This is a genomic window from Rhodomicrobium lacus, assembly GCF_003992725.1.
GTDB lineage: Bacteria > Pseudomonadota > Alphaproteobacteria > Rhizobiales > Rhodomicrobiaceae > Rhodomicrobium > Rhodomicrobium lacus.
In genome coordinates, this window is the sequence record NZ_RZNF01000003.1 from 147,787 (window position 1) to 167,880 (window position 20,094).

Below are 20,094 nucleotides of genomic sequence, written 5' to 3' on the forward strand. Positions count from 1 at the left end.
GCCTTTCGGATCATGTTCGTCACGCTCGCCCTCATCGCGCTCCTGGTTGAAGCCGCAGCAGGATATCCGCCCGCGCTGTTCCGCGCCGTGGGGCATCCGGTGACATGGATCGGCGCACTCTTATCATGGTGCGACCGCAACTTGAACCGCCCCGCGTGGTCGTTCGGCAAGCGTCGAGCGGGGGGGCTTGTCACCATCGCGCTGGTGCTCGGTGCGACGGTCGCGGTCAGCGCCGGTTTATGGGCCGCGCTCGAAAGCGCCCTGCCCCCGCTTGCCGCCGCTGTGGTGGGCGGAATTTTCGCGAGTTCCCTTCTCGCGCAGCGAAGTCTGGCGGAGCACGTGGAAGCCGTCGCCGACCGGCTTGAGGCGGACGGTCTCGATGGCGGGCGCGAGGCTGTAACGTTCCTTGTCGGCCGCGACGTGTCCGCGCTCGACGAGGCGGGCGTCTGCCGCGCCACTGTGGAAAGCCTTGCAGAAAATTTCTCAGACGGCGTTGTCGCGCCGCTGTTCTGGCTTGCGCTGGGCGGCCTTCCCGGCGCGGCTCTCTACAAGGCGACGAACACCGCCGACAGCATGATCGGCCACAAATCCGAGCGCTACCTCGCCTTCGGCTGGGCGTCCGCGCGGCTCGACGATCTCCTGAACCTGCCCGGATCGCGGCTTGCGGCGCTGTGGCTTACGCTTGCCGCGCTGCTTCAGCCTTCCGCCTCCGCCGTGGACGCCGCGCGCGCGGTGTTCCGGGACGCACGCCGCCATCGCTCGCCGAACGCGGGCTGGCCGGAAGCCGCCATGGCTGGCGCGCTCGGCTTCAAGCTCGGCGGCCCGCGCATCTATGGCGGCACGCCCGTCGATGACGCGTGGATGGGCGACGGGCGTGCCGCGCTCACTGCGGACGATATCCGCGCGGCTTTGCGTCTCTATCGCACCGCCTGCCTCATTCAGGCGAATGCGCTCGCGGCGACGGTTGTCGCTTTCACGGCGCTTTGACGAAATCAGAAGCACGCTTCAGGCTTCCGTTTGAGCATGATCCTGTCGCAAACCCCGCGGCTCCTTTTGCAGATCGTTTCGCGGCCGCGTATCGACGCTGTGGCATTCCACCCGCCCCGATTGCGTTTGACAGCCCGCGCGCGCATTGGCTAACTGCATTTTTTGACGGAGCGCCACGCCGATCCCTTGAGCCGATCCGACTGAGCCGAGCCCTGTCCATGTCCGCCCCGAAATCGATGACTGACGACCAGAAGCCCGCTCCGCGGGACTATATCCGCGACGGAGCCGAGATCTATCGCCGCTCCTTCTCGATCATCCGCAGCGAGGCCGACCTCTCGCGCTTCGACGAGCTTGAGGCGAAGGTCGCGGTGCGCATCATCCATGCCTGCGGGATGGTCGATGTGGTGAACGACCTCGACATGTCGCCGGGCTTCGCCGCCGCCGCGCGCGAGGCGCTGCTCAAGGGCGCGCCGATCCTCTGCGACGCGAACATGGTAGCCTTCGGCGTCACGCGCGCGCGCCTTCCCGCCGACAATGACGTGATCTGCACGCTTGCCGACGAGAGCGTGCCCGAGCTTGCGAAGACCATCGGCAACACGCGCTCCGCCGCCGCGATGGAGCTTTGGCTGCCGCATCTCGAAGGCGCGGTGGTCGCTATCGGCAACGCGCCGTCCGCGCTGTTCCGGCTCCTTGAAATGCTGGACGAAGGCGCGCCCGCGCCTGCCGCCATCATCGGTACGCCGGTCGGCTTTGTCGGCGCGGCGGAGTCGAAGGACGCGCTCGCCGCCGACGGCCGCGTGCCGTATCTCGTGGTGAAGGGAAGACGGGGCGGAAGCGCGATGGCCGCCGCCGCCGTCAATGCGCTCGCGAGCGAGAAGGAATGAGCGCGCTCGATGCGATCATGGGCGGCGCGGTTGGCGGGACGCTCTACGGCATCGGCGTCGGGCCGGGAGACGTGCGCTATCTCACGCTGCGCGCGGCGGGGCTGATCCGCTCTGTCGATGTGCTCGCGTGCTTTGCCAAAGAGGGCCGCAACAGCTGCGCCCGCACCGTCGCCGCGCCGCTGATCGAGACCGGCCGCGAGGAACTGACACTGTATTACCCGGTCACGACCGAAGCGCCGGTCGGCGACGGCGCCTATGACGAACCCATGCGCGATTTCTACGAGGCGTCGGCGGAAAAGCTGGCGGATCTGCTTCGCGCGGGCAAATCGGTCGGGCTGATGGGCGAAGGCGACCCGTTCTTCTACGGCTCGTTCATGCATATGTGGCGCAGGCTGGAGCGCGATTTCGCGGTGGAGATCGTGCCCGGCGTCATCGGTATTTCAGGCTGCGCGGCCAAGGCCAACACGCCGCTCACCTGGGGCGACGACGTGCTGACGGTGCTGCCTGGCACGCTCGACGAGGCGACGCTCGCGTGCCGTCTTGCCGACACGGACGCCGCCGCCATCATGAAGGTCGGTCGTAACCTCGCAAAGGTACGCCGCGCAATAGCCGCCGCCGGGGTTCTCGACCGCGCGATTTACGTAGAGCGCGGCACCATGCCGGGCGAGCGCATCCTGCCGCTGGCCGAGATACAGGCGGAAACGGCTCCCTATTTCACCATCATCCTTATCCCCGGTAACGGGAGGCGGATATGACGGGATCGCTCGTCATCGTTGGCGTCGGGCCGGGAGACGCGGCCTACACCACGCCTGCCGCCAGCCTCGCGCTGGCCGAGGCGACCGACCTCATCGGCTACGGCCTCTATCTCGACCGGGTGCCGCAGCGCGAAGGGCAGACGCGCCACGCGTCCGGCAACCGCGTGGAGATCGACCGCGCGCGCCATGCGCTGGAACTTGCGGCTCTGGGGCACCGCGTTGCCGTCGTCTCCGGCGGCGATGCGGGCGTGTTCGCCATGGCGGCGGCGATCTTCGAGGCGGTGGACGCGGGCGATCCCGCCTGGCGCGCGCTCGATATCCGCGTCGAACCGGGCGTGACCGCGATGCTGGCGGTGGCCGCAGCAGTCGGCGCACCGCTCGGCGGCGATTTCTGCGCAATCTCGCTCTCGGACAATCTCAAAAGCTGGGCCACGGTGGAGCGCCGTCTTCGCGCGGCGGCTGAGGCCGATTTCGTCATCTCGCTTTACAACGCGAAGTCGCTCGCGCGGCCGCATCAGTTGGGCCACGCATTCGACATTCTGCGCGACGTGAAGGCGGGCGAAACGGTCGTGCTCTTCGTACGCGCGGCTGGCACGGCGGACGCACGCGTGACAGTGACGACGCTGGCCGAGGCAGACCCCTCCATCGTAGACATGCGAACGCTCGTCATGATCGGCGCTAGCACAACAAGGCTCATCGAACGCGATGGCGGCGCGCGGCCCTGGGTCTACACGCCGCGGTCGGAGCGCGCCCCGGAATGATCGCGCGCGGCGAGCAGCGTTTCGAGCCATGCCACCGCTTCTTTGGCGGAGCCGAGCACATGGCCCGCAGGCTTGTCGGGCCGCTCGATCATCACAACGGGCAGGCCGAGCGCGCGGGCGGCCTCGATCTTGCCGCATGTGGCCGCGCCGCCCGAGTTCTTCGACACGATCACATCGAATCCGCCTTGACGCATCAGGCGCAACTCGGCTTCGGCGTCGTAGGGGCCGCGCGCCTCGATAAAGGCAAGGTCCGGCGGCAACGGCACGCCCTCGGGCCGGTCGATCACGCGGGCCACATAACGATGCTGAGGCGCGGCGGCGAAAGCCGGGAGTTCGAGCCGCCCCACGGTGAGGAACACGGTGCGCGGTGCGTCGCCGAGAGCGGCGGCAGCGGCTTCGGGCGAGGGAACGGAAATCCAGCGGTCGCCTTCACTGAGCGCCCATGCGGGACGCACGAGGCTTGCGAGTGGAACACGAGCCGCCTCCGCCGCCTTCACGGCATTGGCGGAGATGCGCGCGGCAAAGGGATGGGTGGCGTCGATCATGGCGTCGAAGCGCTCGTCGCGAAGATACGTCGCGAGGCCCTCCGCTCCGCCGAAACCGCCGATGCGGAACGGGATGGGAGGCGTTACGGGCGAAACGGTGCGCCCCGCGAGCGACAGCGTTGGCTCGAAGCGCACATCGCCCGCGAGCAATTTCGCGAGCGCGGAAGCGTCGGCCGTACCGCCGAGGATGAGAAGTCGCATCGTGAACTCTCACGGAATGTCGCAAAGTCGCGACGGGCTTCATGATGGAAACGCTTCGACCAAACACGCTTCTGCGCTGGCTGTCCATCGTCGGCATCGGCGAGGCCGGCGTCGACGGGTTGACGGCGCATGCGCGCGCGCTCGTTTCGGGCGCCGAGCTGGTGGTCGGCGGCGCGCGGCATCTGGCGCTCGCGGCACCGCTGATCCGGGGTGAGACGCTCCAATGGCCGAGCCCGCTTTCCGACGCCTTCCCGCTGATTGCCAGGCGGCGCGGGTGTCCCGTGTGTGTTCTGGCGAGCGGCGACCCGTTTCATTATGGCGTCGGCAAACAGATCGCCCAATTCGCCAGCGCAGATGAAATTCTCTGCCTGCCGCAGCCGTCGTCTTTCAGCCTCGCGGCGTCGCGCCTCGCGTGGGCGCTGCAGGACGTTGCGACGATCACGCTGCACGGGCGCGCGCTGGAAGGACTGACCCGGCATCTGTTTCCCGGTGCCCGCATCCTCGCGCTGTCCTGGGATGGTTCGACGCCCGCGAAGGCCGCGCGGCTGCTGACGGATCTCGGCTTCGGCGCGTCCACGCTCACGGTTCTGGAAGAGATGGGCGGGCCGAAAGAACGCATCCGTTGCACGCCAGCAGAAAGTTTCGCGCTCGAAAACATCGCCGCGCTGAATGTGCTCGCCATCGAAGTTGCAGGTGGAGCGGGCGCGCGCATCGTGCCGCTGACGCCCGGCCTCGACGATTCGCTGTTCGAGAGCGACGGCCAATTGACAAAGCGCGAGGTGCGCTCCGTCACGCTGGCGGCGCTGGCGCCCCGGCCGGGCGAACTCCTGTGGGACATCGGCCTCGGCTCCGGCTCCATCGCCATCGAGTGGCTGCTGCGGCATCCGTCGATGCGTGCCGTCGGCATCGAGGAGAACGCGGAGCGGGCCGCGCGGGCGATGCGCAATGCGCTGGCACTTGGCGCGCCGGATCTTCGCGTGGTCGAAGGCAGCGCGCCCGATGCGCTGGCGGGCCTGCCTTCACCGGACGCGGTGTTCATCGGGGGCGGGCTGACGGACGCAGGCGTTTTCGACGCCGCGTGGGCCGCGCTGAAGCCCGGCGGCCGTATCGTCGCCAATGCCGTCACCCTCGAAAGCGAGGCGTTGCTGGTCGATGCGTTCAAACGGCGCGGCGGCGAGCTGACCCGCATCGAGATTTCACGCGCGACCGCGCTCGGCAGCTTCACCGGCTGGCGTGCGGCGATGCCAGTGACGCAGTGGCGCGCGGTGAAGTCATGAGGGGCACGACGACCATCGTCGCGGGGCTCGGCTTCCGCAAGAACGCTGGCGCGGACGCAATCGGCGGCGCTGTCGCGGCGGCGCTTGAAGCGGCAGGCGTCGAGGCAAGCTCGCTCGACGCGCTCGCCACGCTCGCGGATAAGGCCGCCGAGCCGGGATTTCTGAAAACGGCGCAGCGTCTTCGCCTGCGCGTCGCGCTCGTGAGCGCCGCAGATATGACCGAAGCGTCGGAGGCCGGGCTGACCGTCTCGGAACGCGTCCTCGCGGAAAAAGGCGTCCCCTCCGTCGCTGAGGCAACGGCGCTTGCGGCGGCGGGTCCGGGGGCGCGGCTCCTCTGCGCGCGCGTCACCAACCGCGAAGCGGCCTGCGCCATCGCCATCGGTAAAGCGGCCGCCGCTACGGGAGAGACCGAGTGACCGTTCATTTCATCGGCGCCGGGCCGGGCGCGCCAGACCTCCTGACCCTTCGCGGCCGCGACCTCATCGCGGCCTGCCCCGTTTGCCTCTATGCGGGCTCGCTCGTGCCGCAGGCGATCCTCGGCCACTGCCCGCCCGGTGCGCGCATCGTCAACACCGCGCCCATGTCGCTTGACGAAATCATCGCCGAGATCGTGGACGCGACGGCGGCGGGCCATGACGTCGCGCGGCTTCATTCCGGCGACCTGTCGGTTTGGAGCGCGCTTGGCGAGCAGACGCGCCGCCTCGACGCACTCGGCATTCCGTATACCGTGACGCCCGGCGTCCCGTCGTTCGCGGCAGCTGCGGCGGCGCTCGGCCGGGAATTGACGCTGCCGGAGGTGGCGCAATCGGTCGTGCTGACGCGAACATCGGGCCGCGCGTCGGCCATGCCCGAGACAGAGACGCTCGCCGCATTCGCCGCGACGCGCGCCACGCTCGCGGTGCATCTTTCGATCCACGCGCTCGAAACGGTGGTCGGCGAACTTCTCCCGTTCTACGGCCCGGACTGCCCTGCGGCGGTTGTCTATCGCGCGAGCTGGCCGGAAGAAACGATCATCCGCGCGCCGCTCGGCGATCTGGCCGCGAAGGTGGCGGAAGCGGGCACCATCGACCGCACGGCGCTGATCCTCGTGGGCCGCTCTCTCGGCGCGACGGACTTCCGCGAAAGCTCGCTCTACGATCCGGGCTATCAGCGGCGCTATCGAGGCCGCGGCGAATGAGCGGCCCGGTCGCTCCCTCCGAAGCGCGCGGCCTCATCATTTCCGCCGTGCGATCCGGCGCGGGCAAGACCACGCTCTCGCTTGGCCTGATGCGCGCCTTGACGCGGCGCGGGCTCACGGTGCAGCCGTTCAAGTCCGGGCCGGACTACATCGACCCCGCGTTTCACGAAGCAGCCTGCGGGCGCCCGAGCTTCAACCTCGATAGCTGGGCGATGCCGCGCGGTCTGATCGGCGGCCTTATCGCGCGAGCGGGCGCGTCGGCTGACATGACCATCGCGGAAGGCGTGATGGGCCTGTTCGACGGCGTGGCGGCGGAAGGGCGAACAGCGCGCGGCGCGACGGCCGACCTCGCCGCTCTCACGGGCTGGCCGGTGGTGCTCGTTCTCGACGTGTCCGCGCAGTCCGAAACGGCGGCGGCGGTGGCGCTGGGCTGCAAGCTCTACCGCAACGATGTGCGGCTCGCGGGCGTAATCCTGAACCGCGTGGCGAGCGATGGGCATGAGCGGCCCATCCGCGACGCGCTGGAGCGGATCGGTATACCGGTGCTCGGCGCGATGCGGCGGCGCGCGGCCATCGCGCTGCCGGACCGGCATCTGGGGCTTGTGCAGGCGGGCGAGCATGCGGATCTCGACGGCTGGCTCGATACGCTGGCGGATGAGGTCGCCTCGCAGGTTTCGCTCGACGCCATCGAGGCGAGCGCCGCGCCGTGCATGCTTGCGGCAGAGCCATCCGCGCCGCCGCTGCCGCCACCGGGCCAGCGGATCGCGGTGGCGAGGGACAGCGCCTTTTCCTTCCTCTATCCGCACATGCTGCAAGGTTGGCGCGGCGCGGGCGCGGAAATCCTGTTCTTCTCGCCGCTGGCCGACGAAGCGCCCGACGCATCAGCGGACGCGGTCTGGCTGCCGGGCGGCTACCCGGAGCTTCACGCCGGGCGCCTCGCCGCCGCCTCGCGTTTTCTCGGCGGACTTCACGAAGCCGCCATGCGGGGCGCGCGCATTCATGGCGAGTGCGGCGGCTATATGGTGCTCGGTGCGGGGCTGGAAGACGCGGACGGCTTGCGGCACGCGATGGCGGGCCTGCTCGGTCTCGAAACGAGCTTCGCAAGGCGCAAGCTGCATCTCGGCTATCGTCGCGCGCGGCTGCTGGCGGAAAGCGCGCTCGGAAGCACCGGCGGCACTCTCTGGGGCCACGAGTTTCATTATGCGTCCACTCTGTCGGTGGACGACGCGCCGCTGCTCGACGCGCTGGATGCGCGCGGCGAGCCCTGCGCCGAGAGGGGCGCGCGGCGCGGAAACGTCAGCGGCACCTTCTTCCATGCCATCGCCGTCGAAAGCTGAGCCTTGTCAGGCACCGTCCGCCTTTCGCTCCATCGCCGCCTTGAGAAGCGCTGTCAGGCGATACGGCGCGTGTGCCAATCGGCCGAAAGGAAGCGTTGCGAAGAAGCCCAGCACGGTGCCGAGATGCACCGCGAGAAGCAGCCCCATCGCGGGCGTGTCGCGCAAGGCCAAGAGCGCGAGGCCGGACGCCGCAACGGCGAAAAGCTGGGCCAGCAGGACGAAATCGCCGGTGTTGTCGAAGGCGGTGCCGCCGCCCCTGCGCGCCACGGCGAGCCCCGCCGCGCCAATCACCATGCCGATGCCGCCGACAGTGCCGAGGATCACGGGCAGACTCGACAGCGGATAGGGCGCGAGCCAGCCGAAGCCGTGATGATAGAGGGTTGCGGTGCAGGTTGCCGCGAAGCACAGCAGGAAGCCGTATGCGAGCGCGTGGTGAAGGAAGCGCCGTGCGATGCTTCTCTCGCAGGGAATGCCTCCGCCTTCGAGGTTTCGCAAACTCGCCACATCGCGGATCGCAAGAGGGATCGCGCGCCACGCGGAGCCGCCGCGGCGCACGTCGTCGGGACGCGAAAGAGCGCGCCAGAACCGCGCGACGCGGGCCCCGACCAGAGCCGTCCCGAACAGAAACGGGGCCAACGCCGCCGCCGTCATCGTCGCCCACGGGATGACCGCGTAAAATGCGCCCTCGCCCGAGTGCCGGGCGGTGAGCGTGCCCCACGGGACGAGCACGACGGTCAGCGCGACAACCGCGACGAAGATCGCGAGCGCCAACCATGGCCGTTCCTTCCAGGAAAGGCTCCGCACCTCCGCCAGCGCCCTCGGCGCATCCACCGCGAAGACATGCGGTGGCGCATATTGGCACGAGGTAAGGCAGTTTCCGCAATTGTGGCAGAGATGCGCGATATAGGCGATGTCGCCATCGCTGAAGGCGGGGGCCGCGACGCTCTTGCCTCTGCCGCCTCGTTCGCGATCCTCACGCGGCGACGCAGCGGCAGCAGCGCGGCGGGACAGGTGATCTCCCCGCCTCTCGATGGCCCGCATCGCCTCGCAGAAGCCATTGCAATAGTTGCAGACGGCGCAGATCGTGGCAATGCGGCGTGCTTCCGCCAGCGGCGCGAGGCTTCCCGATGGCGGCGTTTCAGGCGAGCGCATGACGGGCCGCCTCCTCTCCCGCGATGCGCCCGAACACCGCCCCGACGGTCATGCCGCCGCCCGCCACGTAGCCCGTGCCCAGAATATTCGGAGCCATGATCATGCCCGCCGCAAAGACGTTCACACAGGGCGATCCGTCGCGCCGCACGACGCGCGCGGTTTCGTCGACCCGAAGCCCAAAGCAGGTAAACGTGATGCCGGGCCGCATCGGGAAAGCGAAGAACGGCGGGCGCGTCACGCGGCCGGCTTCGCGCGCGGATGCCTCCAGCGTGGCTGCGTCCGCGCCGATCCGTTCCGCAAGCTCCGGGAGCGTCGGCGCTTCGAGCGGCGGAAACACAGAAAGCGGGGCGCGTTCGATGCCGAGTGCGTCGAGAACGAGGGCGGCGCTTCGCTCCGGCAGATCGGCGACGAGGCGGCCCCACGTCGCGTAACGTGTCGGGCCGGTGACGGCGGTCTCGTCCGCGAAGCGCGCGCCGCGCGCGTCGACCGCCATGCCGTATTCCATTCCGTCTACCCGGGTAACGATGCCGCCGTCGGCATGCGGCGAGCGGGCGTCGACCGCCACCAGATGCGCCGCGTCCGCGTCGCCTGTGGCTTCGGCCCCGTCCGCCAGCGCCTGGCGCAAGACCTCGCCTCGCGCGTAGGGCGTGCCGCGATTGATGAAGCCCGGCCGCGCGGCTTGCATGGCCGCCTGCATACCGCCGCAAGCGATCACCGTCGCGCAGGGATGAAACGGCTTCGCTGCACCGCTCCCGAGGTCCACGCTGTCGACGCCCGCGCCGTAAAGAACGCGCACGCCGAGCCGCTCCGCCGTCGCATATAGCGCGTTCACCGCCGCTTTGCCGCCACCGAGGAAAAACGCGGTCTTGCGCGAATGAGGGATGTCCCGTTTCTGGAACACTATTCCCTGCGCGGCGAGCCAGCCGGGCAGATCGCTCGATGCGCGCGCGAGCAGCCGCGAGAGAGCCGGGTCTGCCCTGCCCTCGCTCGCCTTGGCGAGGTCGGCCATGAACTCGTCTTCGCTGTAGGAGCCTGGGATCTGCGCGGTCGGCCCGTCATGCGCGATACGAAGATTGCGCGAATGCCGCGTGTTGCCGCCGCGAAGCTCGCGGGGAGCGGCTTCGAGCATCGTTACGCGAGCGCCGGCACGACGCGCGGATATCGCAGCCGCAAGCGCGGCCAGACCGCCGCCGATGACCAGAACCTGTTCGGGAAGTGCGCCTGTCATGCCGCGCGAGGAAGTTGAGGGTTGCCCTCACATATAGGAATTTTCCTCGTGCTGCCAGCGCCTTGCGCCCGCGAGATCTGCCGCCCCTGCGATGCGCGCGCAAAACACGTCGAATAGCGCTCGGCCCTCGCGCCAGTCGCCGATGCCGCTTTCGGCATTGATATGTCCGAGCGCGCCCGCGTCCACGAACTCCGCGCCCCAGGCAAGCGCGAGTTCCCGGGCGTATTCGATCGAGCCGAAGGGGTCGTTGCTGCTGGCGATGACTTGCGCGGGAAACGGAAGCCTCTCTCGGGGAAAGTCTCCGAAGGACACCGCCGCGGCGGGAAACGACCGAGAAGCGGGGTTTGGCGGAGCCACGAGAAACGCACCGCGAATCGTGCTGCGGGCGCGCACCGCCCAGTGAGCTACGAGGAGGCAGGAGAGGCTGTGCGCAATCAGGACGGGCGGCTCGCGCCCTTCGCCAACGGATGTATCGAGGGCGCGAAGCCAGTCGGCGAGTTCGGGACGATACCAGTCGGTGGGACAAAACCGACGGATTGACGAGGGTGCGGCCTCCCAAAGCGTTTGCCAGTGCGCCGCGCCCGAACCGCCGTAGCCGGGAAGCGAAATAATTTCATGCATCCCAATGAAGCGCCTTTATCAAGCTCGCTCGCAAGACCCGTCTGAAGCGGCCCAAGTGAAAAGGACGAGGAAACCGGTTCACTCTTCGATCGACTGCGGTTCAATCACATCGGAACGGGCTCTAGCGTTTTTCCTCTTCCTTCGCTTTCGTCAGGCGATCTATCTGCGCCTGCATGGCTGCGAGCTGGGTCTTCAATTCCGCAAGCTCCGGCGTCGAGGCAGCCTCGGTCGCCTTCGCGGCCTGCGGCTTTTCTCCCTCGGCCGGGGATTCGATCTTTGCGAACGGCGCGAACATCGCGAAAGCGCGCTCGAAGATCGCCATGTTCTGGCGAGCCTGCTCCTGCATCGCTCCGAAGGCGACGTTGCCGAAAGTATCGGTGAACTGCTTGTGGTATTTTTCCTGTTCGCGGGTCAGCGCCGTCAGGCTGTATTCGAGATATTTCGGCACCAGCTGTTCGATGGAGTGACCATAGAAGCGAATCAGCTGCCGCAGGAAGCCGATGGGCAGCAGGTTCGAGCCTGACTTGCCTTCCTCTTCCACGATGATCTGCGTAAGCACGGTGTGGGTCAGGTCTTCGCCGGTCTTCGCGTCGTAAACGAGAAAATCCCGCTCGGAGCGAACCATTTCGCCAAGATCTTCAAGCGTGACATAGCTGCTCGTCTCCGTATTGTAGAGACGGCGGTTCGCGTATTTCTTGATGATGACAGGCTTGGACTTGTCGCATTCCAAGGCTTTTTTGCCCGCAGCGCTCAAAGGAATGGGCTTTGCACCCTCCCCGTATCCGCTTTCCGGAGACAGCTTTTCCGCAGGTTTGTTCATCTATTGTTGCCTGTTGGATTATAGTGATACCATCATAAAGCAAGTTTCAGCTTTGCGCGATTTTTTTTCGCACCCGCGAGATTTCTCTTGCATTGCCGCCTGACAGCTTTTCGCATCGCGGTGCGCCTTGCAATTCCGCCTATTTGGTCATACCGGCGCAGGTTCAATGTTGTTAAGCTTCGCGCCAAAACATAAGGCTCGAAAGGAAGACAACCATGGCAAGGCACGACGACGACATCGTCATCGCAAGCGCGGCGCGCACTCCGGTCGGCTCATTCAATGGGAGCCTTGCCACGCTTCCCGCGCATGAACTCGGGCGGATCGTCATCACCGAAGCGCTGAAGCGTGCAAATGTCGATCCGAGCGAAGTCTCCGAGGTGATCCTCGGACAAGTGCTGACGGCGGGTCAGGGGCAGAACCCGGCGCGTCAAGCCTCCATCGGAGCGTCGCTGCCGATCGAAACCACCGCCATGACCGTCAATTTCGTCTGCGGGTCGGGCCTGCGCACCGTCGCGATGGCGGCGCAGGCGATCAAGAACGGCGACAGCGATATCGTGGTCGCGGGCGGACAGGAGAACATGAGCCTCTCGCCCCATGTCGCGCATCTGCGCAACGGCCAGCGCATGGGCAACCTCGAATTCATCGACAGCATGATCAAGGACGGCCTGTGGGACGCCTTCAACGGCTATCACATGGGCATCACGGCCGAGAACGTAGCGCGCCAGTGGCAGATCACCCGCGAGGATCAGGACGCGCTGGCTCTCGCGTCGCAGCACAAGGCCGCCGCGGCCAGGAAGGCCGGACGATTCAAGGATGAGATCATCCCCGTCACGATCAAGACGCGCAAGGGTGAGGTCGTGTTCGCCGAAGACGAATTCATTCGCGACAATGCCACAGTGGAAGACCTCGCGAAGCTTCGCCCGGCCTTCAACCCGAAGGAAGGCACCGTCACTGCGGGCAACGCGAGCGGCATCAACGACGGCGCGGCGGCGCTCGTGGTGTTGAAGCGCTCGGAAGCCGAGAAGCGTGGCATCGAGCCGCTCGCGCGCATCGCGTCGTTCGCGACGGCGGGCGTCGACCCGTCCATCATGGGCACCGGCCCGATCCCGGCATCCAAGCGCGCGCTCGAAAAGGCCGGCTGGACCAAGGACGACCTCGACCTTATCGAGGCAAACGAGGCGTTCGCCGCGCAGGCCGCCGCCGTCAACAAGGGCCTCGGCTGGGATGTCGAGAAGGTGAACGTCAACGGCGGTGCAATCGCCATCGGCCACCCCATCGGCGCGTCGGGCGCCCGCATTCTCACGACGCTCCTTCACGAGCTGAAGCGCCGCGACGCGAAGAAGGGGCTTGCCACGCTTTGTATCGGCGGCGGCATGGGCATCGCCCTTTGCGTGGAGCGCGACTAGTGGTCCAATGCCGGGGTGCGAGCGCCCCGGCACAGACGCGGGATATGCGCGGCGCTTCCCGGCGGTGCATATCCCTTGTCGCCGAAAGTCTCTGGGCGCCCGGCTATTGTCTTAAGCTTGCCGCATATAGTCCGGTTTGGCGTACAGCTTGAAGATCTGACCCGCGTGGCGGCCTCACGATGCCAAGCCGACGCAAGCTCTCTGTGCAACTCTGATGCAGCAAGCAGAGATGGGACGATCTACCAGGCCTTCCGCGGAGCTTTGCCCTCCGCGGGAAACTTTCGTCTCGGTTACAATCCTTCGGCGAAAAAGCTAGACTCAAAGCAACACACTTTATTGTTACGGAGGGAACGTTGAGCAAGGTAGCACTCATTACGGGCGGCACGCGCGGCATCGGAGCCGCTATTTCCGTCGATCTGAAGCATCACGGCTTCCGTGTGGCGGCGAACTACGCTGGCAACGATGAGGCGGCACAGAAGTTCAACGCGGAAACCGGCATTCCCGTCTTCAAGTGGGACGTGGGCGACTACGAAGCCAGCGTGGCGGGCCTCGCGCAGGTCGAGAAGGAAGTCGGCCCCATCGACGTCATCGTCAATAACGCGGGCATCACGCGCGACGCGATGCTGCACCGCATGACGCCGCAGCAATGGCGCGAAGTGATCCGCGTGGACCTCGACAGCCTGTTCAACACCGTGCAGCCGGTCATCAACGGCATGCGCGAGCGAAATTACGGCCGCATCATCAGCATCTCGTCCATCAACGGCCAGAAGGGTCAGATGGGCCAGACGAACTACTCCGCCGCCAAGGCGGGCGTGATCGGCTTCACGAAGGCTCTTGCGCAGGAGAACGCGAAGAAGGGCATCACGGTAAACGTCGTGGCGCCGGGCTATATCGACACGGAGATGGTGCAGGCCGTGCCCGGCAACGTGCTCGAAAGCATCATCGCGCAGATCCCGGTCGGCCGTCTCGGCAAGGCGCAGGAAATCGCGAAGTGCGTGTCGTTCCTTGCGAGCCGCGATGCGGGCTTCATCACAGGCGCGACGATCACCGCGAATGGCGGCCAGTATATCGCGACGTAAAGCAAGCCATAGACGCAAGCAGAAGCCGGGCAACGCCCGGCTTTTTTATGGATTGGCGGCGACGAAACACCAAGACGCCATGTAGCATTCAATTGAATGCTTGCTGCCGTGATGTAAAGACGCGGGACGAGAGACAAAGATAGAACGTGCTTCTGATCCAATCAAAAGGCGATATGTTCTACCGTGCCGCCTGCGTCTGGGATTGGGACTGCGTCTGGCCGATCGCGGCGGCGGGCAGGATAACGGGCGCCTCCGGCGCTTTCGCATAGCCGAAGAAGGCCAAGCCAAGTTCGTCGTTCAGATGAATGAGGCTCGACTGCACCCAGTCGTTGAACCCGTGCAGGTTCTGCAGAAGGTTGTCGTCGTTGCTCGCCGTCTGAAGCCCCTCGATCATCGCGTCCACGCGCTCCGCGGCGGGTCCGGCATTGCGCAGGCCGAAATTGCGACGCAGCAGTTCGATCATCGCCTGGATCTCGCCGAGGCAATAAGCGATGGATCGCGGCAGACGAGGATCGAATATCAGGAAGCGGGCGACTTCGCGCGGCTCGATATGCCGGGGATAGACGCGCCGATAGGCGTGATAGGCGGACGCGGCGCGCAAGAGAATCGACCAGAAGGTATGATCGTAATGACCTTCGTCGGCCGCCAGCCCCGTCTGCTGCTGGGCAAAGCGCACATCGAGAAGACGGCTCGTCTGGTCCGCGCGTTCGAGAAAGAGGCCGATCCGGAAAAACGGCCACGTCTCGTCGTGATAAAGCGTGTTCTCCGCAACGCCGATCTGCGCATAACACCCGCGCTTGATCGCGTCGCAGGTGCGCGACAGGCGCACTTCGGAAAGATCGGTGTTGCTGAAGGCAAACACGCGATTGCAGAAGTCGTTGAGCTGATACCACATGTCGATGGACAGCATCGGCCGAAGCGCGCGCGCATTCTCCCGCGCCGACCTGATCGACGACTGGATCGAGCCGGGGTTTTCCGCGTGCGCCATGTAGAAGCGGATCACGTTCTCCGCATTCGCCTCGGGGAAGGCTTTCGCGAAGGCCTGCTCGTCGGAATAAAGCGCGACGATCCAGGCCCAGCCATTGTCGTCCACGCGGCCCCGCTGAAAGGAAGTTTGCGTCTCGATGATGCGGCCGAGACTTTCCGTGCGCTCGAAATAGCGCGCCATCCAGAAAACGCTCTCCGCATGCCGGGAAAGGAGGCTGCTCACGCGTTGTCCTCCTTCAACACCCAGGTGTCCTTGGTGCCACCGCCCTGACTCGAATTAACGATGATCGACCCGCGTTTGAGCGCGACGCGCGTCAGCCCTCCCGGCAGAACCCAGGTCTCCTTGCCCGTGACGGCGAAGGGGCGCAGGTCGACATGGCGCGGTTCCACGCCCTGATCGGTGAGCGTCGGGCACACGGAAAGCTCGATCATCGGCTGGCTGATGTAATTCGATGGATCGGCCTTGAGCTGGTCGCGGCACAGGTCGATCTCGGCCTTGGTCGCTTTCGGTCCGACGCAGATGCCGTAACCGCCCGACTCGCCCACCGGCTTCACCACGAGCTTGTCGAGGTTGTCGAGCGTGTAACCGAGGCCGTCCTTCTCGCGGCAGATGTTGGTCTGCACATTCGGCAGAACCGGTTCTTCGTCGAGGTAGTATTTGATGATGCGCGGCAGATAGGCATAAACGGCCTTGTCGTCGGCAACGCCGGTGCCGACCGCGTTCGCGAGCGTGACATTGCCCTTGCGCACGGCGCGCATGAGGCCTTTCACACCGAGCGCGCTCTCGGGGCGGAAGGCTTCAGGATCGAGGTAATCGTCGTTCAGGCGGCGATAGATGACATGCACCGGCTTCGGGCCCGACACGGTCTTCATGAACACCTTGTCGTCGTCCACGAACAGGTCGCGGCCCTCGACCAGCGGTATGCCGATCTCGCGCGCGAGAAACACATGCTCGAAATAGGCCGAGTTGAAGACGCCGGGCGAAAGCAGCACGATCTGCGGCTCGCTCACGCCGATGGGGGCGCATTCGATGAGCTTGTCGCCGAGTTGCGTGCCGTATTCCGACACGCTTTCGATGGCAAAGCCGTGCATGAGGTCGGGGAAGGCGCGTTGCATCAGATGCCGGTTTTCCACCACGTAGGAAACGCCCGACGGCGTGCGGCCGTTATCCTCCAGGACGTAGAACTCGCCGCGCGGGTCGCGGATGACATCGATGCCGCCGATGTGGATGTATGTGCCGCAAGGGGGATCGTAGCCGATCATCTCGGGCCGGTAATTCGCATTGCCGAGCACGAGGTCTTCGGGAACGACGCCGTCCTTCAGGATCTTGCGGTCGTGATAGACATCCCACAGGAAGAGGTTCAGCGCCTTGATGCGCTGCTTCACGCCCTTGTCGAGCGTCTTCCAGTCCTCGGCGGTGATCACGCGCGGGATCACGTCGAACGGCAGGATGCGGTCGATGGCCGTACGGTCGCTGTAGACGGTGAAAGTAATGCCAAGGTTGAAAAGCTCGCGCTCCGCATCCGCCGCGCGTTCGCGAAGCTGAACAAGCTCGAGTTGCTGAAGTCGATGCCACAGCGCGGTGAGATGGCGATTGCGGCTATCCGGCGAGCCCAGAAGTTCGCAATAAAATTGCCCCGCATTGTAGTTGTCGAGCGGGGCTACGGTGGATGGATTTTTTAGCGCTGTGATCGTCGCCATGCAGGAAGGCCCCCGGGGAACGTCAGCCGTCATCGCCGATGCGTGAGGAGGGAAAGACTCGAGCCAATGTCAGTCACGAGACTATCACAGCACGCTACTAGGCCGGTATATAATTTTCAGATGAAAAGCTGAGCAGAATGCTTAGTTTCTGCGCATTTTCTTCTCGATCGCCCAGTATAGTCTCAGCCTTGAACGAACGCTTCGAGACCGGAAAGCCGAAGGCGCGGCTCAAGCGCGGGGACACGGCGGGGCGGATAGGGCGCAACGGCCTTCGCAATCGCGGCGATGTGATCGGGCGTCGTGCCGCAGCAGCCGCCGACGATGTTCAAAAGCCCGTCCGCCGCCCAGGATGCCATCGCGCGCGCCATCGACTCGGGCGATTCGTCGTATTCGCCCATGGCGTTCGGCAGGCCCGCATTTGCGTAAACGCTCATATAAGTGTCGGCGACCTTCGACAGGAGCGCGACGGGTGGACGAAGCTGATCCGCGCCAAACGCGCAGTTCATGCCCACCGAGAACGGCTTCAGATGGCGCAGCGAATACCAGAATGCCTCGGGCGTCTGCCCCGACAGGTTGCGGCCCGAAAGATCCGTAACCGTGCCGGAAAGCATCAGCGGCAGGTCCACGCCGGTTTCGTCGAACGCCTTCTTGGCGGCAAAACCCGCCGCCTTGGCATTCAGCGTGTCGAAAACGGTCTCGATCAGGATCGCATCCACGCCCCCCTCGATCAACGCACGCGTTTGCTCCTCATAAGCTTCGACGAGTTCGTCGAAGCTTATGTTGCGAAAGCCGGGGTTATTCACGTCCGGCGAGAGCGATGCCGTCCGGTTCGTGGGGCCGATGGAACCCGCGACGAAGCGCGGCTTCTCCGGCGTCTTCGCCGTATACGCATCCGCCGCCTCGCGCGCGAGCTTCGCCGCCTCCAGATTGATCTCCGCCGAAAGGTCTTCCATGCCGTAATCGGCCATCGAGATGCGCTGCGCGTTGAACGAGTTCGTCTCGACGATGTCCGCGCCCGCTTCGAGATAGGCTTCGTGCACGCCCTTGATGATGGCGGGCTGCGTCAGCACCAGAAGGTCGTTGTTGCCCTTGAGGTCGCTCGGCCAGTCCTTGAAGCGCTCGCCGCGATAGTCGGCCTCGGTCGGCTTGTGGCGCTGGATCATCGTGCCCATGCCGCCATCGAGGATGAGGATGCGCTCTTTCGCGGCGGCTTCGAGGGCGGCGATGCGGTCGGTGCGATTCATGGACGGGGCCTTATGCGTTGGCGGCGGAAGCTGGAACGTGCGGCTTGATGCCGAGCGTATGGCAGATCGCATTGACGAGCGGCGCGCGGTTCAGCGTGTAGAAGTGGAACTCCGTCACGCCGCCTTTCACGAGATCCTGCACCTGCTCGGCCGCGACAGCCGCCGCGACAAGCTGCGTCGTTTCCGGATCGTCCGCAAGCCCCTCGAAACGGGCGGCGACGGAAGGGGGCATGCTCGCGCCGCATCGCGCCGCAAAGCCCGCGATCTGCTTGAAATTGTGGATCGGGATCTGCCCCGGCACGATGGGAATGTTGATGCCGCGCGCGCGGACGCGGTCGAGATAGCGCCAATAATGGTCGTTATCGAAGAAAAACTGCGTGATGGCGCGCGTGGCGCCCGCGTCCACCTTCGCCTGAAGCACATCGAGATCGACATCGAACGATGCCGATTCCGGGTGCTTCTCGGGATAGGCTGAAACCGACACCTCGAAATCGCCGATGCCCTTCAGCCCAGCGACGAGGTCGGCGCTCGACTGGTAGCCGCCCGGATGCGCCGCATAGGCCGCGCCGGCGCCCGCCGGGGGATCGCCGCGCAACGCCACGATGTGACGCACGCCCGCTTCCCAATAGTCGCGCACGACGGCATCGACTTCGTCCTTTGTGGCCGCGACGCAGGTGAGATGCGCGGCGGGCTTCAGCGACGTCTCGGCGAGGATGCGCGACACGGTCGAATGGGTGCGCTCGCGCGTCGAGCCGCCCGCGCCGTAGGTCACGGATACGAATTCCGGCGCGAGCGGTTCCAGCTTGCGGATCGCCTGCCAGAGAGACGCCTCCATCGCGTCGGTCTTCGGCGGAAAAAACTCGAAGCTCACCGAAATCGGCGCGTGCGCCCGTCTTTGCGTTCCTGCTTCCGTCACGAAGCCGCCCTCCACTTTTGCGCTGCCGCGCCTTTCTTTTTGCCGGACCAGATTGCCACCGTCAGCGCTTTCTCTCTGGCATGGCTGGCCTTGAGTTCGCGATAGGCGGTTTCGCCGAGCCCGCATTCCGCGAGCCAGCCCCTGATTTCATCCGCGCCGAAGCCGAGCCGTACATGGGCGTGCTCTTCGCGCAGGAATTCGAGATTATGCGGCGCGAAGTCCACCACGACGAGGCGGCCATCCGGCTCCAGCACCCGCACGGCTTCCGCGAGCGCCGCCTTCGGATAGGCGAGGAAGTGCAGCACCTGATGGACCACGACCGCACCGGCGCTCCCTTCCGAGAACGGCAGATTATAGATGTCGCCTTGCCGCACGCTGCATTTCGTAGCGCCCGCGCTTTCGAGGCGAACGCGCGCGCATTTCAGCATTTCGCGGTTGGTGTCGATGCCGACGAGACGGTCGGCGCGCTCCGCAGCGAGTTCGAGAATGCGGCCGGTGCCGGTGCCGAGATCGAGCAGGAGATCGTACGGGCCGGGGCCCAGCGCGTCGAGGATCGCGGCTTCCACTTCGGGCTCCGGCACATGCAGCGAGCGGATGCGATCCCACTGGACGGCGTTCGCATCGAAATAGCCTTGCGCGAGTTCGGCGCGGCGCGCCCGGATCTGGTCGGCGCGTTCGGTATCGAGGGCGAATTGCGGATCGTCCGGCGCCACCATCGACAGAACCGACGCAAGAAACCCTTGCACCTGAGCATCGCCGCTTGCGCGCACGAACACGAAGCTGCCTTCCTGATAGCGCTCGATCAGCGCGGCGTCGGCGAGGAGCTTGATGTGGCGGCTCACGCGAGGCTGGCTTTGGCCGAGAAGCTGCGTCAGGTCGGTGACGTTGAACTCGCCGTGCTGGAGCAGCCGCAGGATGCGCAGCCGCGTCGGCTCGCCCGCCGCGCGCAATAATCCCACGATGTCGTCGAAACTGCCCATATCCCGGTTGCCGCCGCAGGTTCCTTGTGCACGTCG

The 20,094-nt window shown here is 65.9% G+C and carries 20 protein-coding genes; 10 read left to right on the plus strand and 10 right to left on the minus strand.

The genetic code is table 11. From position 1 onward, the window contains the following. Window positions 1-12 precede the first annotated feature (12 nt). From cbiB to cobJ, 4 genes are all read left to right on the plus strand, one after another. Window positions 13-987 carry an adenosylcobinamide-phosphate synthase CbiB gene (cbiB, locus tag EK416_RS05400; RefSeq protein ID WP_127076488.1) on the plus strand — a complete coding sequence of 325 codons (975 nt, stop codon included), beginning with the start codon at window positions 13-15 and terminating at the stop codon, window positions 985-987. 236 nt (window positions 988-1,223) lie between these two features. Further along, window positions 1,224-1,871, plus strand: coding sequence for a precorrin-8X methylmutase (locus tag EK416_RS05405; protein ID WP_127076666.1), 648 nt, complete (start codon window positions 1,224-1,226; stop codon window positions 1,869-1,871). Continuing rightward, entirely contained in the window at window positions 1,868-2,626 is a 759-nt protein-coding gene (locus EK416_RS05410; protein WP_127076489.1) for a precorrin-2 C(20)-methyltransferase, read from the plus strand. Before EK416_RS05405 ends, EK416_RS05410 begins: the two co-directional genes overlap by 4 nt. Next, window positions 2,623-3,387, plus strand: a complete 765-nt coding sequence (cobJ, locus tag EK416_RS05415) for a precorrin-3B C(17)-methyltransferase (protein ID WP_127076490.1) — start codon at window positions 2,623-2,625, stop codon at window positions 3,385-3,387. Before EK416_RS05410 ends, cobJ begins: the two co-directional genes overlap by 4 nt. On the opposite strand, the gene EK416_RS05420 is transcribed toward cobJ, so the two are convergent. Continuing rightward, window positions 3,354-4,133, minus strand: a complete 780-nt coding sequence (locus tag EK416_RS05420) for a cobalt-precorrin-6A reductase (RefSeq protein WP_127076491.1) — start codon at window positions 4,131-4,133, stop codon at window positions 3,354-3,356. The genes cobJ and EK416_RS05420 overlap by 34 nt on opposite strands. A gap of 41 nt (window positions 4,134-4,174) precedes the next feature. Here EK416_RS05420 and cbiE point away from each other — a divergent pair, with 41 nt between their 5' ends. From cbiE to EK416_RS05440, 4 genes are read left to right on the plus strand one after another with little or no spacing between them, the layout of a single operon-like run. Continuing rightward, the gene (gene cbiE / locus EK416_RS05425) at window positions 4,175-5,410 is read left to right on the plus strand and encodes a precorrin-6y C5,15-methyltransferase (decarboxylating) subunit CbiE (RefSeq protein WP_127076492.1); all 1,236 of its coding nucleotides are present in this window, start codon (window positions 4,175-4,177) and stop codon (window positions 5,408-5,410) included. Continuing rightward, window positions 5,407-5,826, plus strand: a complete 420-nt coding sequence (locus tag EK416_RS05430; protein ID WP_127076493.1) for a cobalamin biosynthesis protein — start codon at window positions 5,407-5,409, stop codon at window positions 5,824-5,826. Before cbiE ends, EK416_RS05430 begins: the two co-directional genes overlap by 4 nt. Continuing rightward, window positions 5,823-6,587, plus strand: coding sequence for a precorrin-4 C(11)-methyltransferase (cobM, locus tag EK416_RS05435; protein ID WP_127076494.1), 765 nt, complete (start codon window positions 5,823-5,825; stop codon window positions 6,585-6,587). Before EK416_RS05430 ends, cobM begins: the two co-directional genes overlap by 4 nt. Beyond that, window positions 6,584-7,924, plus strand: a complete 1,341-nt coding sequence (locus EK416_RS05440; RefSeq protein ID WP_127076495.1) for a cobyrinic acid a,c-diamide synthase CobB — start codon at window positions 6,584-6,586, stop codon at window positions 7,922-7,924. The genes cobM and EK416_RS05440 overlap by 4 nt, the downstream gene beginning before the upstream one ends. A gap of 6 nt (window positions 7,925-7,930) precedes the next feature. On the opposite strand, the gene tcuB is transcribed toward EK416_RS05440, so the two are convergent. The 4 genes from tcuB to phaR all read right to left on the minus strand — a co-directional run bounded on the left by tcuB (window position 7,931) and on the right by phaR (window position 11,745). Next, complete coding sequence (tcuB, locus tag EK416_RS05445; protein WP_127076496.1) at window positions 7,931-9,076, minus strand: tricarballylate utilization 4Fe-4S protein TcuB; 1,146 nt, start codon at window positions 9,074-9,076, stop codon at window positions 7,931-7,933. Continuing rightward, window positions 9,063-10,304 (minus strand): FAD-dependent tricarballylate dehydrogenase TcuA, encoded by a 1,242-nt coding sequence (gene tcuA / locus EK416_RS05450; RefSeq protein ID WP_127076497.1) that lies wholly within the window; start codon window positions 10,302-10,304, stop codon window positions 9,063-9,065. The genes tcuB and tcuA overlap by 14 nt, the downstream gene beginning before the upstream one ends. A 27-nt stretch (window positions 10,305-10,331) precedes the next feature. Continuing rightward, the gene (locus EK416_RS05455; protein ID WP_127076498.1) at window positions 10,332-10,925 is read right to left on the minus strand and encodes an RBBP9/YdeN family alpha/beta hydrolase; all 594 of its coding nucleotides are present in this window, start codon (window positions 10,923-10,925) and stop codon (window positions 10,332-10,334) included. Window positions 10,926-11,046: 121 nt separating this feature from the next. After that, the gene (gene phaR / locus EK416_RS05460) at window positions 11,047-11,745 is read right to left on the minus strand and encodes a polyhydroxyalkanoate synthesis repressor PhaR (RefSeq protein ID WP_245433948.1); all 699 of its coding nucleotides are present in this window, start codon (window positions 11,743-11,745) and stop codon (window positions 11,047-11,049) included. A 215-nt stretch (window positions 11,746-11,960) separates the two neighbouring features. On the opposite strand from phaR, the gene EK416_RS05465 reads away from it, so the two are divergent. Together EK416_RS05465 and phbB are read left to right on the plus strand one after the other, a co-directional pair. Further along, window positions 11,961-13,151: an acetyl-CoA C-acetyltransferase gene (locus EK416_RS05465; RefSeq protein ID WP_127076499.1), complete on the plus strand. Its 1,191-nt coding sequence runs from the start codon at window positions 11,961-11,963 to the stop codon at window positions 13,149-13,151. Window positions 13,152-13,504: 353 nt separating this feature from the next. Continuing rightward, window positions 13,505-14,230 (plus strand): acetoacetyl-CoA reductase, encoded by a 726-nt coding sequence (gene phbB / locus EK416_RS05470; RefSeq protein ID WP_127076500.1) that lies wholly within the window; start codon window positions 13,505-13,507, stop codon window positions 14,228-14,230. A gap of 178 nt (window positions 14,231-14,408) precedes the next feature. Here phbB and EK416_RS05475 read toward each other — a convergent pair whose 3' ends face one another. The 5 genes from EK416_RS05475 to EK416_RS05495 form a co-directional block, all read right to left on the minus strand. Next, window positions 14,409-15,440 carry an alpha-E domain-containing protein gene (locus EK416_RS05475; RefSeq protein WP_127076501.1) on the minus strand — a complete coding sequence of 344 codons (1,032 nt, stop codon included), beginning with the start codon at window positions 15,438-15,440 and terminating at the stop codon, window positions 14,409-14,411. Further along, entirely contained in the window at window positions 15,437-16,918 is a 1,482-nt protein-coding gene (locus tag EK416_RS05480) for a circularly permuted type 2 ATP-grasp protein (RefSeq protein ID WP_127076502.1), read from the minus strand. The genes EK416_RS05475 and EK416_RS05480 overlap by 4 nt, the downstream gene beginning before the upstream one ends. 182 nt (window positions 16,919-17,100) lie before the next feature. Beyond that, entirely contained in the window at window positions 17,101-18,162 is a 1,062-nt protein-coding gene (locus EK416_RS05485) for a homocysteine S-methyltransferase family protein (RefSeq protein ID WP_127076503.1), read from the minus strand. Window positions 18,163-18,172: 10 nt separating this feature from the next. Next, a complete protein-coding gene (gene metF, locus EK416_RS05490) occupies window positions 18,173-19,078 on the minus strand; it encodes a methylenetetrahydrofolate reductase [NAD(P)H] (protein ID WP_127076504.1) in 906 nt (301 codons plus the stop codon). After that, window positions 19,075-20,058, minus strand: a complete 984-nt coding sequence (locus EK416_RS05495) for an ArsR/SmtB family transcription factor (protein WP_127076505.1) — start codon at window positions 20,056-20,058, stop codon at window positions 19,075-19,077. The genes metF and EK416_RS05495 overlap by 4 nt, the downstream gene beginning before the upstream one ends. Between the last annotated feature and the right edge of the window lie 36 nt (window positions 20,059-20,094).

Excerpts from the sequence above, each read along its gene's own strand:
- cbiB (WP_127076488.1), top strand. The coding sequence starts at position 13 with ATGTTCGTCACGCTCGCCCTCATCGCGCTCCTGGTTGAAGCCGCAGCA.
- EK416_RS05405 (WP_127076666.1), top strand. The coding sequence starts at position 1,224 with ATGACTGACGACCAGAAGCCCGCTCCGCGGGACTATATCCGCGACGGA.
- EK416_RS05410 (WP_127076489.1), top strand. The coding sequence starts at position 1,868 with ATGAGCGCGCTCGATGCGATCATGGGCGGCGCGGTTGGCGGGACGCTC.
- cobJ (WP_127076490.1), top strand. The coding sequence starts at position 2,623 with ATGACGGGATCGCTCGTCATCGTTGGCGTCGGGCCGGGAGACGCGGCC.
- EK416_RS05420 (WP_127076491.1), bottom strand. The coding sequence starts at position 4,133 with ATGCGACTTCTCATCCTCGGCGGTACGGCCGACGCTTCCGCGCTCGCG.
- cbiE (WP_127076492.1), top strand. The coding sequence starts at position 4,175 with ATGATGGAAACGCTTCGACCAAACACGCTTCTGCGCTGGCTGTCCATC.
- EK416_RS05430 (WP_127076493.1), top strand. The coding sequence starts at position 5,407 with ATGAGGGGCACGACGACCATCGTCGCGGGGCTCGGCTTCCGCAAGAAC.
- EK416_RS05440 (WP_127076495.1), top strand. The coding sequence starts at position 6,584 with ATGAGCGGCCCGGTCGCTCCCTCCGAAGCGCGCGGCCTCATCATTTCC.
- tcuB (WP_127076496.1), bottom strand. The coding sequence starts at position 9,076 with ATGCGCTCGCCTGAAACGCCGCCATCGGGAAGCCTCGCGCCGCTGGCG.
- tcuA (WP_127076497.1), bottom strand. The coding sequence starts at position 10,304 with ATGACAGGCGCACTTCCCGAACAGGTTCTGGTCATCGGCGGCGGTCTG.
- EK416_RS05455 (WP_127076498.1), bottom strand. The coding sequence starts at position 10,925 with ATGCATGAAATTATTTCGCTTCCCGGCTACGGCGGTTCGGGCGCGGCG.
- phaR (WP_245433948.1), bottom strand. The coding sequence starts at position 11,745 with ATGAACAAACCTGCGGAAAAGCTGTCTCCGGAAAGCGGATACGGGGAG.
- EK416_RS05465 (WP_127076499.1), top strand. The coding sequence starts at position 11,961 with ATGGCAAGGCACGACGACGACATCGTCATCGCAAGCGCGGCGCGCACT.
- EK416_RS05480 (WP_127076502.1), bottom strand. The coding sequence starts at position 16,918 with ATGGCGACGATCACAGCGCTAAAAAATCCATCCACCGTAGCCCCGCTC.
- EK416_RS05485 (WP_127076503.1), bottom strand. The coding sequence starts at position 18,162 with ATGAATCGCACCGACCGCATCGCCGCCCTCGAAGCCGCCGCGAAAGAG.
- EK416_RS05495 (WP_127076505.1), bottom strand. The coding sequence starts at position 20,058 with ATGGGCAGTTTCGACGACATCGTGGGATTATTGCGCGCGGCGGGCGAG.